At 68.2% G+C, this 11,727-nt stretch carries 13 protein-coding genes and 2 tRNA genes; 5 read left to right on the top strand and 10 right to left on the bottom strand.

Features of this window, described 5'->3' with window-relative positions; genetic code table 11:
* The 3 genes from FKV24_RS13825 to FKV24_RS13815 form a co-directional block, all read right to left on the bottom strand.
* Window positions 1–647, bottom strand: a 647-nt coding sequence (locus tag FKV24_RS13825; RefSeq protein ID WP_141482784.1) for an MFS transporter, incomplete at its 3' end; no start/stop codon positions are given.
* A gap of 179 nt (window positions 648–826) precedes the next feature.
* Window positions 827–1,072: a hypothetical protein gene (locus FKV24_RS13820; RefSeq protein ID WP_111267610.1), complete on the bottom strand. Its 246-nt coding sequence runs from the start codon at window positions 1,070–1,072 to the stop codon at window positions 827–829.
* Window positions 1,073–1,193: 121 nt separating this feature from the next.
* Entirely contained in the window at window positions 1,194–1,478 is a 285-nt protein-coding gene (locus FKV24_RS13815) for a DUF4031 domain-containing protein (protein ID WP_111267609.1), read from the bottom strand.
* Between the two features lie 283 nt (window positions 1,479–1,761).
* On the opposite strand from FKV24_RS13815, the gene FKV24_RS13810 reads away from it, so the two are divergent.
* Window positions 1,762–1,971, top strand: coding sequence for a cold-shock protein (locus tag FKV24_RS13810; protein ID WP_111267608.1), 210 nt, complete (start codon window positions 1,762–1,764; stop codon window positions 1,969–1,971).
* A 329-nt stretch (window positions 1,972–2,300) separates the two neighbouring features.
* Here FKV24_RS13810 and FKV24_RS13805 read toward each other — a convergent pair whose 3' ends face one another.
* Window positions 2,301–5,279: a DUF748 domain-containing protein gene (locus tag FKV24_RS13805; protein WP_170288316.1), complete on the bottom strand. Its 2,979-nt coding sequence runs from the start codon at window positions 5,277–5,279 to the stop codon at window positions 2,301–2,303.
* A gap of 141 nt (window positions 5,280–5,420) precedes the next feature.
* On the opposite strand from FKV24_RS13805, the gene FKV24_RS13800 reads away from it, so the two are divergent.
* A complete protein-coding gene (locus FKV24_RS13800) occupies window positions 5,421–6,083 on the top strand; it encodes a DsbA family oxidoreductase (protein WP_111267606.1) in 663 nt (220 codons plus the stop codon).
* 15 nt (window positions 6,084–6,098) lie between these two features.
* On the opposite strand, the gene FKV24_RS13795 is transcribed toward FKV24_RS13800, so the two are convergent.
* The 6 genes from FKV24_RS13795 to FKV24_RS20070 all read right to left on the bottom strand — a co-directional run bounded on the left by FKV24_RS13795 (window position 6,099) and on the right by FKV24_RS20070 (window position 10,082).
* The gene (locus FKV24_RS13795; protein ID WP_111267605.1) at window positions 6,099–6,392 is read right to left on the bottom strand and encodes a DUF3247 family protein; all 294 of its coding nucleotides are present in this window, start codon (window positions 6,390–6,392) and stop codon (window positions 6,099–6,101) included.
* A 181-nt stretch (window positions 6,393–6,573) separates the two neighbouring features.
* Window positions 6,574–7,812: an RtcB family protein gene (locus FKV24_RS13790; protein WP_111267604.1), complete on the bottom strand. Its 1,239-nt coding sequence runs from the start codon at window positions 7,810–7,812 to the stop codon at window positions 6,574–6,576.
* Window positions 7,813–7,870: 58 nt separating this feature from the next.
* Window positions 7,871–9,016: a slipin family protein gene (locus FKV24_RS13785; protein WP_141482782.1), complete on the bottom strand. Its 1,146-nt coding sequence runs from the start codon at window positions 9,014–9,016 to the stop codon at window positions 7,871–7,873.
* 398 nt (window positions 9,017–9,414) lie between these two features.
* A tRNA-Leu gene (locus FKV24_RS13780) sits at window positions 9,415–9,488 on the bottom strand.
* A tRNA-OTHER gene (locus FKV24_RS13775) sits at window positions 9,487–9,556 on the bottom strand. Before FKV24_RS13775 ends, FKV24_RS13780 begins: the two co-directional genes overlap by 2 nt.
* Window positions 9,557–9,950: 394 nt before the next feature.
* Entirely contained in the window at window positions 9,951–10,082 is a 132-nt protein-coding gene (locus tag FKV24_RS20070) for a hypothetical protein (protein ID WP_262982906.1), read from the bottom strand.
* A 249-nt stretch (window positions 10,083–10,331) separates the two neighbouring features.
* On the opposite strand from FKV24_RS20070, the gene FKV24_RS13770 reads away from it, so the two are divergent.
* The 3 genes from FKV24_RS13770 (at window position 10,332) to FKV24_RS13760 (ending at window position 11,584) form a co-directional block, all read left to right on the top strand.
* Entirely contained in the window at window positions 10,332–10,865 is a 534-nt protein-coding gene (locus FKV24_RS13770; RefSeq protein ID WP_211371875.1) for an RNA polymerase sigma factor, read from the top strand.
* 116 nt (window positions 10,866–10,981) lie between these two features.
* The gene (locus tag FKV24_RS13765) at window positions 10,982–11,185 is read left to right on the top strand and encodes a hypothetical protein (RefSeq protein ID WP_211371874.1); all 204 of its coding nucleotides are present in this window, start codon (window positions 10,982–10,984) and stop codon (window positions 11,183–11,185) included.
* Between the two features lie 162 nt (window positions 11,186–11,347).
* A complete protein-coding gene (locus FKV24_RS13760) occupies window positions 11,348–11,584 on the top strand; it encodes a RebB family R body protein (protein ID WP_111267600.1) in 237 nt (78 codons plus the stop codon).
* Window positions 11,585–11,727 lie beyond the last annotated feature (143 nt).

Here is an 11,727-nt window from a genome sequence, read left to right as displayed (position 1 = left end):
GCGCCGGCATGGGCGCGACGCTCCATCCACAGCACCCCGACCCACGGCAGCGCGGCGGCGATCCCGACCACCGACCAGGCGGCGAGCGACGCTCGCCAGCCGACCGTATCGGCCAGCGGTACCGCCGCCAGTGCCGGCAGGATCGTGCCCAGTTGCAGCAGGGTGATATAGGTCGAGCTGACCGTGCCGACCCGGTCGGGGAAGTAGCGTTTGACCAGCGGCGGCAGCACCACGTTGCCGATGCCCATGCCCGACAGCGCCAGCGCCGAGGCCGCGAGCAGGGTCCAGGTGTCCGGGGCGAGGCCGCGGGTGAGCAGGCCGGTGGCGGCCATCAGCATCGCCAGCAGGGCGGTGCGCTCCAGGCCGACGCGATGCGCGATCGCCGGGGTGGCGACGCCGAAAGCGGCGAAGGCGGCGGTCGGCACCATCCCGAACACGCCGGTCATGGTGCTGCCGAAGCCCAGGGTCTCGCCGATCCGGTCCAGCAACGGGGTCAGCGAGGTCACCGCGGTGCGCAGGGTGAACGCGGACAGGCCGATGCCGGCCAGCACCCAGGCGCGCCCCCGCCAGAGGCCGCGGACGGCCGAAGGGGCCGCGGCCGGGCTGGCGGCGGACGGAGCGATCGCTGGGGTGTCGTTGGAAGACATGCGGTCGGGCGGACGGCGGCGGTCGCCGCCGTCGTGCATCGTTGTGGGGAGGGCGGGCAGTGTGCGCCGATGCCGCCGCCCAGACCAGACGGTCATCGGGGATGCTGCGTTTCAGCGGTGGTCCGAGTGGCTGCCGCCAGGTCCCGGCAACGTCGCCGCCCGCAGCGGCAAGGCCCGGTCTACTTGCGGCGCCGGCCGCGGCCGCTGGGTTCGGCGGCGGAGTGTTCGTCGGCGGTGGCGGGCGCGATCTTCTGCAGCACCCGGGTCACGCCGAGCTTCTCGATACGGCCGCCGGACTTCTGGAAGTCGGCGATGTCGGCGGAGATGCGTTCGCTTTCGATGCGCTTCTGGACGTTGTGGTCGGCGCCTCCCGCGGCGGGGCCGCGACGGGCGGGTGAGGTGCTGCCTTTCTTGGCGCGGGCCATCGAGGGTCCCCCGTGGTTGGGTGGACAAGCCGCGGCGGCGGGTCGGCGCGGCGAGAACCCCCACTATGCGCCTTTTGCGGCGCCGTGCCCATGCCGGAGCCGGCGGCCGGCGCCGCGCCGTTCAGGGGTGCTCGCCGCGGCCCTGGGCCTTGGCGACGCGGATCACCGCACGCACCTGTTCGCGGTCGCGATGGCGGGAGATGGCGACCGCGCCCAGCGCCAGCGCGCGCTCGCGCAGATCGCTGGGCACGTCGTAGTGGGCGCCGCTGGTCTTGTTCTGGAACGCGTGACGGGGGATGCCCAGGCGGGCGGCGAAGGCATGCAGCTCGTCGAGGGTATCGGCCATCAGGTGGGCCCAGCGCCGGCCGCGCCACTGGGTGACGGCGTCGTCGACGTAGACGCTCATGCGGTTGGGGGCTCGGGGACGTTCATCGGGGCATTGTCGCCTGTCGGGGATGGATTCTGCCTGCCGGGTGAACGGCGTTGGCCGCCGGGTCTGTTCAGGATTGTGTTTGCAGGCAAGTACCGGTAATGTTCGTAGTGCTGTGTTAGTCAGGGGTCACTCTGAATCGTGACCCGGTGTCGTTGATCTTCACGATCCGCCCATCGTTTCGCCTCGTCTGCTCCTTGCAACCAGCTTCAACGCCGCATCCGCGGCTCATTCAAAACGCTCCAGGAGCAACATCAAGATGTCCAATCGCGAAACCGGTACCGTCAAGTGGTTCAACGACGCCAAGGGCTTCGGCTTCATCAGCCGCGAGAACGGTGAGGACGTGTTCGTCCACTTCCGTTCGATCCAGGGCTCGGGCTTCAAGAGCCTGCAGGAAGGCCAGAAGGTCAGCTTCACCGTCGTCCAGGGCCAGAAGGGCCTGCAGGCCGACGCCGTCGAGGCGCTGTAAGGCCAACGCCAATATCGCCATGCTCCGCGCCGCCACCGGCGGTGCGGACTGACGACGGAAGCCCGGCGAAAGCCGGGCTTTTTCGTGGCCGCGATCCGGCGCCGGAGCGGTCGATTGGGCGCGGTGAAGCCTTCCCATGAACGCCCCATCGCGGCTCACGCCGCTCCTACGAAGAGCGTTTGTCTACCTCATGAGCCAACGGCGGGGCCCAAGGTTTGCGCAGCAAACTTTGGGAGATATCCGCGCGCAGCCGGATATCGTTCCCCCTGTAGGAGCGGCGTGAGCCGCGATCAATTCTTGCGGTGAACGTGTCGTCGCCGCTTGCGCTTCTACTTCAGCTGCAGCTCGACCCGCATCCGGCCTTCGTGTTCGGCGGCCTGCAGCGACGAGGCCAGGAACACCCGGGTCGGGTCGAGATTGCCGTCGGCGAGCAGGGCCGCCTGGATCGCCACCGCGCGCGCCTGCCCCAGTTGCAGCAGCTCGTTCTCCGCCACCGCGTAGCGGGGCCGCAGTTCGCCCTCCAGCCAGGCGATGTCGGCCTCGCGCCGGCTGGCGCGGCGCTCGGACCACGACTGCTCCGCCAACGCCTCCTTGGCGACTTCCGGGGGCTCCGGCCTTTCGCCGGTGCTCTGCCGGTACAGCTCCTCCAGCAGGTCGAGCCGGTCGCCGGGTTCCATGCCGGCATAGTCGAAGGCGCTGCCTTCGGCGGTGTTGCCGTTGGCCTGCGCCAGCGCGGCCATGAAGCGTTGTTCCTGCAGGGCCTGGGCATCGGCCGCGCCGGCGGCGCCGGCGGGAATGTCGAGATTCAGCGCCGGGCGGTCGTTCAGTCCCTTGGCCAGCGCCGCCAGGGCGCCGGCGGCGTCCGTCGGCAGTTCCGCCGAGCCGGGGGCGAAGTCGACGTAGCGCGCGTCCTCGGCGCCTTCGAACAGCGAGCCGAGGAAGGCGAACGGCGCGGTCACCACCTTGACGATGAGGTTCTTGATGATCTGCCAGACCACCGGGCCGATCCGGAACTCGGGATCGTCGAGGGTGCCGCTGACCGGCAGTTCGAGATCGATCACGCCGTTGCGATCCTTGAGCAGCGCCGTGGCCAGGCGGATCGGCAACGACACCTTGTCTTCGCTGTCGGTGGCGCCTCCCCACTCGAGCTGGTTGATGACGACATGGTGGTCGGCGACCAAGGCGCGGTCGTCGATCCGGTAGTGCAGCTCGGTGCTGAGCTTGCCCTTGGAAATCGCGTAGCCGGCCCAGCGTCCCGAATAGGGGTTGAAGATCGGCAGTTCGATGTTCTCGAACGCCATCTCCACGTCGGTGTGCCGGTCCCAGGCGGCGATGTTGGTCTCGCCGGTGATCCGCACCGGCGAGAAGCGGTTGACCACATGGCCCTGCAGGTCGATCCGGGCGCGGCTGTCGGCGGCGGTCGACAGCCCGGTGACCGATCCGCGCAGGGCCTGGATCTCGGCCTGGAAGTTCGGGTCGATCGAGAAGTCGGCGAAGCTCATCGTGCCCTGTGCCAGTTGCAGCCGGCCGATCCGGATCGGCATCGATCCGCCGGAGGGGGCCGGCGCGGACGATCCCCCGTCCTCGCCGAACATCGTTGCCAGGTTGATCGAGCGATCCTCGGCGATCACCACCCGTGCATACGGACGGGTCGCCCGTACCGTGCGCACCTTCAACGTGTCCGGCCCGGCACTGAATTCAAGCCCGTCGACATCGAGACGTTGCCAGGACAGGAACCGGCGCCTGTTGCGCGCCTCGATCAGGTCGAAGTCGGAGACGGTCGCGCCGCCGGAAAACCGCAGCCAGGGCCCGGACTCCGACTGCGGTTGCAGGGACAGTTCGCCGCGGGCTCCGGCGCTGCCCGAGCGCAGCTGCAGGCTGGGCAGGGCCGGCAGGTAGCCGCGGACCTGGGCGATCGGCAGCGTGTCGATCTCGACCTGCAGGGTCGCGGTGACGGTGTCCGGCACCACCTCGCCGCTGACCCGCAGCGGAGCGGCCTGGTTGACCGTGGCCTGCAGCTGGATGCCGACCGGGCGGCTCATGTCGAGGCTGATCGGCTGCGCGGTCAGTGCCAGCGGCGCGAGCCGGAAGCGGGCGGCGGGCGCGATCGTGCGGTCCTCGAAATCGACCTCGCCCTGTTCCAGTCGCAGTTCGCCAAGCTCGAAACGCCAGGTATCGTCGGCGGCGGGCGCCGCCGACGACACGGTCGTGGTGGACGGTTCGGCCGTCGCGCCCTGGGCGCCGGTGCCCGTGGTGGTGGCCGCCGTGGTTGCGGGCAGGGTCGTCGGGGCTGCCGCTGCGGCGGACGGAGCGAGCAGGCGTTCGAGATTCAGATGACCGTCGGCTTCGCGCCACAGGCTCGCCTTCAGTCCCTGCACCTGCGCCGAAGCGACGTCGACCTGGCGTGCCGGCCACGCCAGGCGGGTGTCGGCGACGCTTGCCGAGGTCAAGGTCACCCAGTCGCTGTCGACGCCCTTGGCCCGCAACGCCAGTTCGCCGGCGTCGATCCGTGGCAGGCTGACCTCCAGTCGCAGACCCTGCCCGGGCACCGCCTCGAAGCGGTAGTCGCCGGTCAGGTCGAAGCGGCCGGCGCTCAGCTGCAGCGGCAGTTCGTCGCTGAAGAATGCGTACACGCTGGTGGCCAGGAGGCCGCCGACCTCGAAGTGGCCATCGGACTTGAGCGGCTCCAGCGACAGCTGGCCATTCCAGTCCAGGCGCTCGCTCTCGGCACTGGCGGTGCTGAGGCGAAAGCCGCCGCCCTCGGGAGTGGTACGGAAGTGGCTGAGCGTGAAGTCGATCGGTGCCAGGGTCTTGCTCGGCTCCAGCGTCCTGCTGTGGTCGGCGAAGTCGATGCGGCCGCCGGCGACCGAGAGCGCCTGCAGCCAGAGCATCGGCAACGGCTCGTCGGTCGGCTCGGATTCGGGGATCAGCTCGGCCAGGTTGAGCGTGCCGTCGGGTCCGATCCGGGCATCGGCGTACGGCCCCACCAGGCTGACCTCGCGGAAGTTCCAGCTGCGCTGCCACAGCGACGATGCCTCCAGATCGACGAACAGCCGGTCGGCGGCGAGCAGTGGCTTGCCGCCATCGGCATTGGCGATCGCGATATCGGAAACCTCGAGGGTGAGCTTGAACGGATGGGTGCGGATCTCGCCCAGGCGCAGCGACTTGCCGAGCTCGTCGTGGACGAAGGCGGTGGCCTGCGAGCGCACCAGCTTGGGCGCCAGCCAGAACCCGGCGGCCGCATACAGGCCCAGGGCCAGCGCCAGCAGGGCGGGAATGAAGAACCACGGTTTGCGGATCAGTCCCATCGCGCACGCATCCCCAGGAGTCCGACCCGGCCAGGGCGGGCATGGGTCGGCGGCGACTGCCATTGCGGGAGGAGGGCGGCGCCCTCACATAGCCGGTACGGTGCCACGCGGTGCCGGTCGAACCCTTCACGGAGTCTTCATATGTCAACGGCTGCTGCGATCCGCATCGATTTCGTTTCCGACGTCACCTGCCCGTGGTGCGCGATCGGCCTGAACGCGCTGGAGCGGGCGATCGAACGGGTCGGCGACGAGGTCGCGGTCGAGCTGCATTTCCAGCCGTTCGAACTGAACCCGCAGATGGCGCCGGAAGGCGAGGATGCCGCCGAGCACCTGGCCGCCAAGTACGGACTGTCGCCGGAGCAACTGGCGCGCAACCGCGAGCTGCTGCGCGAGCGTGGCGAGGCGGTCGGATTCACGTTCGGCGAGCGTACCCGCGTCTACAACACCTTCGACGCGCACCGCCTGCTGGACTGGGCCGGCGCGCAGTCCGCGGACCGCCAACGCGCGTTGAAGCACGCGCTGCTGCACGCCTATCACGGCGAGGGACGCGACATGTCCTCGCACGACGTGCTGGTCGAGGTCGCCGCCGGGATCGGTCTGGATGCCGACGCCGCGCGCGCGGTGCTGGCCTCGGATGCGCATGCCGAGGCGGTGCGCCGGCAGCAGCGGCTGTACGCCGGGCGCGGCATCCAGGCGGTGCCGTCGGTGATCTTCGACGACCAGCACCTGGTCCAGGGCGGTCAGCCGGTCGAGGTGTTCGAGCAGGCGCTGCGGCAGTTGGCGAAGCTGGCGCACACCGCCTGAGCGCGCCCCGGGCGCTCAGAGCTCGGGGAGCTGCACGATCCTGACGATCCGGTCGACCCAGATGTCGCGCGGCGTGCGCGCCGCATCGAAGGCCACTTCCTCCAGCCGCACCAGGGCGTTCAGGCCTTCGTTGCCGTGGCCGTCCTCGAACACCTGCACGGTCGGCCGTGCGGCGACGGTGCCGCGAACCACGTCGCCGTCGTCGAGGGTCAGCTCGACATGGGCATCGTTGGGCAGGCGCGCGATCAGCGACTCCAGACGTGCGATCTCGGCGCGGTCGGTGTGGATGCGTTCGGCGGTCTTGCCCATCGTGGACTCCTTGCCGATGGCGGGTGCGAAGCGCAGAGGCTAGCGCGGCGCGCGCCATGTGCCGGTGAAGACGTCCCTTGCCAGTGCGGCGTGGAGGCCGGACGCAAAAAAAGGCCGCTCCCGGAGGAGCGGCCTGGCGGTGTCGTCGATGCGGATCGGCACCTGGGGCCGACTCCTGGAATCAGCCCTTGATGCAGACCACCTGGCGAAGCGTATGCACGACCTCGACCAGGTCGGTCTGCGCGGCCATCACCGCGTCGATCGACTTGTAGGCCGCCGGCGACTCGTCGATCACCCCCTGGTCCTTGCGGCACTCGACGTGGGCGGTGGCCTCGCGGTGCTGCTTGAGGGTGATGCTGCGACGTGCGGCGGTACGGCTCATGACCCGGCCGGCGCCGTGGCTGCAGCTGTGGAAGCTGTCCGCGTTGCCCTTGCCGCGCACGATGTAGCTGCGCGTCCCCATGCTGCCGGGGATGATGCCCAACTCGCCCTCGCGCGCGCTGACCGCGCCCTTGCGGGTCACCAGCAGCGACTCGCCTCCGTGCTGCTCGCGCTGCACGTAGTTGTGGTGGCAGTTCACCGCCATCCGATCGAGCTTGAACTTGGGCAGGCGGTGACGCATCTCGTGCAGCACCCGCGCCATCATCGCCTCGCGGTTGATCCGGGCGTAGTCCTGCGCCCACGACACCGCCTCGACGTAGTCGTCAAACAGCGCCTCGCCCTCCAGGAAGAAAGCCAGGTCCTTGTCGGGCAGGTGGTAGCCGAGCACCCGCTTCTCCAGCTGGCGCCGGGCCTGCTCGATGAAGTAGGTGCCGACCAGGTTGCCGGTGCCGCGCGATCCGGAGTGCAGCATCACCCACACCGAGTCGGCCTCGTCGAGGCAGATCTCGATGAAGTGGTTGCCGCCGCCGAGGGTGCCGGCCTGCACGTCGATGCGGTCGGGCCGGATCTTCGGGTGCTTCTCGCGGATGTGCGCCAGCCGCTCGACCAGCCCGGATCGCGTCAGCAGGGTGCCGACGCTGTCGGGCACGCGCCGGTGGTTGCCGCCGGGGCCGTTGCCGACCGGCACGCTGCGCTCGATCGAGTTGCGCAGCAGCGCCAGATCGTCGGGCAGGTCGTTGGCGGTCAGCGTGGTCCGCACCGCGGCCATGCCGCAGCCGATGTCGACGCCGACCGCGGCCGGGATGATCGCGCCACGGGTGGGCACGACCGAGCCGACCGTCGCGCCCTTGCCCAGGTGCACGTCCGGCATCACCGCGACCCAGGGGCCGACGAACGGAAGCTCGGCGATGTTCTGCAACTGGCGGTGGGCCTGATCCTCCAGCGGCACGCCGTGCACCCAGCCCTTGATCGGGGTGGTGGCGCCCTCGGCGTGGAGCAGCTCGAAGCCGGCTTGTGCGTTGTCGTTCAAAGTGTTCATCTTGAATTCCCTTCATGAATGACTCCGCATCGCGAATCCGTTCGCGACGCGGAGCTTGCTACTGCGCCGGCGCCTTCAGGCTCACCAGCTGCTTCATCACACCCTCCAGGCCACCGAACACGGTCATCGAACCGACCTTCTCGGTCACCTTCTCCAGCGCCTCCAGTTCCTTGAGGCGCATGAGCACCGGGTTGTCCTCGATCAGCTTCGCGGTGTTCAGCAGCGAGCGCGTGGCGTTCGCCTCCTCGCGACGGCGGATCACGTTGGCCTGGGCCGACTTCTCCGCCTGCACGACGCTGTTGAGGATGTCCTTCATCTCGCCCGGCAGGATCACGTCCTTGACGCCGACCCCGAGCACCTCGGTTCCGAGCTCGCCGACACGGCCTCGCACGTAGGCGAAGATGTCCGCGTCCAGCGACGCCTTGTCGCCGAGCAGCTCGTCGAGCGTCTTGGCCGCGACCGCCTTGCGCAAGCCGTACTGCAGCTCGCGGTAGACGTAGTCGCCGTGCTTGGCGACGCGGGTCACGGCCGCGACCGGGTCGGTGATGCGGGTGCTGGCGGCGAGGTTGACGCGCAGGCTGACCTTGTCGCGGGTCAACAGCTCCTGGCCGGAGACCTCCATCGACTGCACGCGCAGGTCGATGACCTGGGCGACAACGTTCTTGCGGAAGTTCCAGAATGCGTAGCTGCCCGCCTCGAGCACGCGCGACAACCTGCCGTCGACGAACAACAGGCCGGCGAACTCGGCCGGAACCTCGACCATGAGCGCCTTCGATGCCGCCGTGTTCGACAGCATGCCGAGCTGACGCAGACGCATCCGTACGTCGTCGCGCAGTTCGAGGCCGTCGGCCAGCGACACCCGCTCGACCGCCACGTCGACCAGGCCGCGCCAGTACAGGCGACGCGAACCCGGAGCGAGCACGTCCTCGAGCTTGCCGTTCCTCATCACCAGACCGATCTCGTCGGCACCGAGGTCGACATGCACGAACACCTCGTCCAGGCGCGCGCCGAGGCGGGCGATCAGGATGTCGACGTCGTGGCCGCAGTATTCGGGTGCGGCGATGTTGAAGGTTTTCACCTCGATTCGGCCGAACGGGTCGGAAAAGCGATATACGCCGGCGACCAGCACCTGATCGAACTGACGGTTGCGATACACCAGGCCGCGCTCGCCATCACCGATCACGACCCTCTTGGTCCAGAACATCGGAATTCTCCTTGTTGGCTCTGGTGTTCCGGTCCGCTTGAGGGCGGGGGACCGGTTGCCGCCGCGCACGGATGCGCAAAGGCTTCATTGAAAGATCCGCACACGGATGCGCGGGGTTCTGCGCACGGGTGCGCAGGACGAATAAGTGGAAACACCCCCGACGCTGGAGCCGCGGAGCCGGAGCGCTTTCGACGGCGGGCGACGATGCGTCGCCACGCGACGGTGCTGCTGTCGCATGGTTCCGCCTCGTCGCCGGACCGCCTTAAGGGCCCGGGCCCGGCGACTTCACCGCTGCCTGGCGTGCTCCCGCGATGCGCGGGGCATCGTGTTCGCACGCCTGGCAGGGGGTGTTTCCTGGATGGGACTTGCGTCCCTGTAGCAACGACGTGAAAGGTCGTATACCGGAGCGGGATTTGAACCCGCGACAATCGGAATCTGAATCCGACGCTCTACCCATCTGAGCTATCCAGTGGCGAAACGCACGGGACTCGAACCCGTAACCTCGGCATAGGCCGCGCTCTCCCCTTGAGCCAGCGTTTCCATTCCGGAACGCCTCCTCGCGGATTCGGGCATACGCCACGGCAACGCCGCGCGCACCGGACGGGCCTTGGAACCCGTACCGCAGGAATCCGTCTGAATGACGTTCCGCATTGGCGCCCGAAACAAGCGCCAATCCGTTGTGCAATCGCACCGCATCGCTGCCCGGGCCGAAGCATCCAGGCCCAGCGCAAAGCGCTTCACGGCATTCCCCGCCTCGCATCGGCCTGCATTGACGGCGATACGGATGCTTCGGGAAGACGCGATGCAATCGCGATGATCGTTTGAGGGGTGAAAGCTCCCTTGCGAACGCCAAAAACAAAACACCCCCGGGTTGGAGACCCGAGGGCGTTCGCGTTCCTCGGGAGGTCGGGGTGACCGACCTCCCGTTGGGAGATCAGTCCTGCAAGGGCGGCAGTTCGCGCCGTGCTTCGATCGATCGAACGAAGTCGCCTTGCACGCAACTGCCGCTGCCGAGGCCGTTGGGCCGCAGCGCGAAGCCGTTATCGATGTGCTTGGCGGAATTCATGGAAACGAAGCCTTGCAGGAGTGTTTGAGAAGAAAGCTGTCGAACGGATGCGCGTCGACAAGGCCGCGAACGATACGCCGCTGATTCTCCACATGCAAGCGCCGCTCGTCGGGCGCCAGCGGCGGACGGCGCTTCCCGCGGTGTGTCACCCAGGTGACAGAGTTCCCGGCACCGGCCTGCGCAGACTCGCGATCAGCGACGTGACATGGAGTGTTGCCGATGCAGGATCGCGTATCCCGAAACGATGGCATGCGTGCCGAAGACCGCATGTTCATCGAGGCATGGAACCGGACCAGACCTGAGCTGCTAAGACGCGCCAGGCGCCTGGCCGAAGGCCACGCGGACCGCGCGGACGACCTGATGTCCGCCACCGCGATCAAGGCGTTGATGTTCATGCGCCGATCCCCCGAAGCCATGACCGATCCCGACGGATTCCTGTTCGTCGTGCTGCGCCACGTATTTCTCGACAGCGTCCGCCGGCAGTCGCGGGAGCGCGCGGTCATCGACGAGGGCGCCGATGTGCAGGACGAGCACACCCATGCGTCCGGGTCGCTGGCGCTGTCGCAGACGCAGCGGCTGGAGCTTCACGAACAGCTGGACAGCGTGGTGTCGGCGGTGAAGCGATTGACCCGCGAGCAACGGCAGTTGTTCGGAATGAGGTTCGTCGAGGAGCTCTCGTATCCGGTGATCGCCGAGCAGTTGCAGGTCAGCGAGGCGTTGGCGCGCAAGCGGGTGCAGTTGTTGCGCGCACGATTGCGGGGACGGCGGCAGGACGCCTCCTGAGCGGGAGGGCTTCACATCGTCGCCGCTGCCGCGTTCCTGTGCAGGGGTCCCAGCGACGGCCCCACCTCCGTTTCCATGCCAGGGAGATCGATATGGCGCTCTACATGACCCAGACGATGAGTGAAGGCCTTCATCCCACCATCCAGTACTACCGCAAGCAGAGCCAGCCGCATGTCAGTCATACCGAGTCGGGCAAGTTCACCACCGATGCGGTGAAGACCTATGCCGAGACCTACGACGTACCCGTCGACGATGTCGAAAAGGGCAAGTACATGAGCTCGCAGGGCAAGCCCAAGTCCAGCACCGCGGTCGAGATATGAGCGGGTGCGACTTCGCGTTCACAGCGAACGCCGGCCGGCGTTCCAGTTGAAGCAGGGTCGGCGCGTATCGGTTGATCGATTGCGCGTCGACCGCTTCTTGCCCGATGCGTTCTTCCCATATCAAACACCCTTCAAATCCCGCCCCGAACCAAGGATTGCGCCATGGCCGACCCCGTGCCCGTCAACTCGCAGATCACCGATGCCGTCACCCAGACCAACGTCAAGGTCGTAGCGGAAGCGCCGGCGCAGGCGATCGCAGCGCTCTACCAGGTATCGAGCCACTCGACCGGACTGTCGCTGCAGAACGCGGTGCACAGCCAACAGGCGCTCAACCAGATTTCGAACGCGGTGGTGTCCAAGGCCGCGACGCTGATCATGGCGATCGGAGAAAAGCCATGACCGCGGTCGCGGGCGCGCTTGCTGCCGCCTCCATCCCTGAACCCGCGACAGCGAGGTAACCTCGATGGCGTTCTGGAACAGACGCAAGAACAAGCCCCGGCCCGCGTCCGCCGCTTCGGTCGCGGCCACGGCAGCGCCGGGAG

It is taken from the genome of Marilutibacter maris (genome assembly GCF_006546735.2).
Lineage (GTDB): Bacteria > Pseudomonadota > Gammaproteobacteria > Xanthomonadales > Xanthomonadaceae > Marilutibacter > Marilutibacter maris.
This window is presented reverse-complemented; position numbering and strand designations above follow the sequence as displayed.

Excerpts from the sequence above, each read along its gene's own strand:
- FKV24_RS13795 (WP_111267605.1), bottom strand. The coding sequence starts at position 6,392 with ATGGGCAAGACCGCCGAACGCATCCACACCGACCGCGCCGAGATCGCA.
- FKV24_RS13765 (WP_211371874.1), top strand. The coding sequence starts at position 10,982 with ATGAGTGAAGGCCTTCATCCCACCATCCAGTACTACCGCAAGCAGAGC.
- FKV24_RS13815 (WP_111267609.1), bottom strand. The coding sequence starts at position 1,478 with ATGAGCGTCTACGTCGACGACGCCGTCACCCAGTGGCGCGGCCGGCGC.
- FKV24_RS13760 (WP_111267600.1), top strand. The coding sequence starts at position 11,348 with ATGGCCGACCCCGTGCCCGTCAACTCGCAGATCACCGATGCCGTCACC.
- FKV24_RS13810 (WP_111267608.1), top strand. The coding sequence starts at position 1,762 with ATGTCCAATCGCGAAACCGGTACCGTCAAGTGGTTCAACGACGCCAAG.
- FKV24_RS13800 (WP_111267606.1), top strand. The coding sequence starts at position 5,421 with ATGTCAACGGCTGCTGCGATCCGCATCGATTTCGTTTCCGACGTCACC.
- FKV24_RS13805 (WP_170288316.1), bottom strand. The coding sequence starts at position 5,279 with ATGGGACTGATCCGCAAACCGTGGTTCTTCATTCCCGCCCTGCTGGCG.
- FKV24_RS13820 (WP_111267610.1), bottom strand. The coding sequence starts at position 1,072 with ATGGCCCGCGCCAAGAAAGGCAGCACCTCACCCGCCCGTCGCGGCCCC.
- FKV24_RS13785 (WP_141482782.1), bottom strand. The coding sequence starts at position 9,016 with ATGTTCTGGACCAAGAGGGTCGTGATCGGTGATGGCGAGCGCGGCCTG.
- FKV24_RS13790 (WP_111267604.1), bottom strand. The coding sequence starts at position 7,812 with ATGAACACTTTGAACGACAACGCACAAGCCGGCTTCGAGCTGCTCCAC.
- FKV24_RS13770 (WP_211371875.1), top strand. The coding sequence starts at position 10,332 with ATGCGTGCCGAAGACCGCATGTTCATCGAGGCATGGAACCGGACCAGA.
- FKV24_RS20070 (WP_262982906.1), bottom strand. The coding sequence starts at position 10,082 with ATGAATTCCGCCAAGCACATCGATAACGGCTTCGCGCTGCGGCCCAAC.